This is a genomic window from Actinospica durhamensis (genome assembly GCF_018139695.1).
Classification (GTDB): domain Bacteria; phylum Actinomycetota; class Actinomycetes; order Streptomycetales; family Catenulisporaceae; genus Actinospica; species Actinospica durhamensis.
In genome coordinates, this window is sequence record NZ_JAGSOG010000561.1 from 1 (window position 1) to 1,583 (window position 1,583).

General features: G+C 73.5%; 1 protein-coding gene. It reads right to left on the minus strand.

Going from position 1 to position 1,583, the window contains the following annotated elements; genetic code table 11:
• Positions 1 to 453: 453 nt before the first annotated feature.
• On the minus strand, positions 454 to 1,152 hold the full coding sequence (locus tag KDL01_RS41010; RefSeq protein WP_212534125.1) for a chromosomal replication initiator protein DnaA: 699 nt from the start codon (positions 1,150 to 1,152) through the stop codon (positions 454 to 456).
• Positions 1,153 to 1,583 lie beyond the last annotated feature (431 nt).

The window sequence follows — 1,583 nt, forward strand, 5'->3', positions numbered from 1 at the left end:
GCGGAGGCACAGTGATGCCTGGGTTCGGCGTCGGCTGTCCCGGCGGTGCCCACTGTCCCGGCGTCGATTGCCCCGGCGTCGGCTGTCCCGACGGGGGCAGTCCGGGTGTCGGCTGCCCCGGACCCGGAGTCGGGGACGTCGGCGCGGGCCCGGATGCGGGCGTGGGCGGCGGGAAGATCGGGGCTCCGCCGGGTGGCGGCAGCTGTACGGGAGCGCCGGTCGGCGGCGGTGGCGTCGATGTCGACGGGGCCTGATGCGCACCGGACGATCCGGGGCCAGGTTGCGCCCCACGCTGCCCCGCGCCGAACGACGGGGGTGGTGGCGGCGGAGGGATCTGCATCCCGGGACGTCCCGGCGTCGGTCCGGCAACAGGCGCGCCCGTCGGGCCAGGCTGACCCGCGGCACCGGACGAACCAGGCTGACCCGCGGGGCCAGACGAACCGGGCTGACCGGTCACGCCCGGCTGGCCGAACGGCTGTCCGGTCGGGCCGGACTGACCGGGTTGGCCGAACTGCTGGCCAGCGGGTGCTTGGCCGGGTTGGTCGAACTGACCTTGGCCAGGTGCCTGTCCGGGTTGGCCGAACTGGCCCTGTCCCGGCTGGCCGAATGGGGGCTGGCCAGGTCCGGATTGTCCCTGCGCGGAAGGAGGCTGACCGGGCTGGCCTTGGCTGAATGGCGGTTGGCCTGGTCCAGGTTGCCCCTGCGCGTAAGGGGGCTGACCGGGTCCGGGCTGTCCTTGAGCGAACGGCGGCTGGCCGGGTCCTGGTTGCCCTTGCGCGTAAGGGGGCTGACCGGGCTGGCCTTGGTTGAACGGCGATTGGCCGGGCCCGGGTTGTCCCTGGGCGAACGGCGGGTGACCGGGTCCAGGCTGGGCTTGGCCGAATGGCGGCTGACCGGGTCCAGGTTGCCCCTGCGGGTAAGGCGGCTGACCGGGTCCGGGCTGGGCTTGGCCGAAGGGGGGCTGGCCGGGTCCGGGCTGGGGTTGGCCGAAGGGCGGCCGCTCGGATCCGGGTTGGCCTTGGCTGAATGGTGGCTGGGCGGATCCGGGTTGCCCCTGTCCCTGGCCGAAGGGGGGCTGGCCGGGCTGGCCTTGCGTGGGCTGGCCGGGTCGGCCTTGCGCAGGACCATGCCCAGGTACCGGGCTCTGTCCAAGCGACTGGCCTGATCCCGACCCTGCGCCTGGACCGGGTACCTGTCCTGGACCGGAGGACCCGAATCCCTGGCCTGGCACTCGTCCTGGAACGGAGGACCCAAATCCCTGGCCCGGGACTTGTCCTGGACCGGGGGACCCTAGTCCCTGGCCTGGCACTTGTCCTGGGCCGGAGGATCCCAATCCCTGGCCTGGAGCCTGTCCTGGACCGGAAGATCCTTGCCCTTGCCCTTGGCCTGGAGCCCGTCCTGGGCCGGAAGAGCCTAGTCCTTGGCCTGGCATCTGTCCGGGGCCGGAGGATCCCGGGCCCTGGCCGGGTGCAAAGTTCTGCCCTGGTCCCGATCCTGCTCCCGGTCCCGGTGCCTGCCCCTGGTCCTGACCCTGGCCTGGCGTGCCTGGCTGGGCAGGGGGTTGCGCCGCCGGGGCTGGTGGG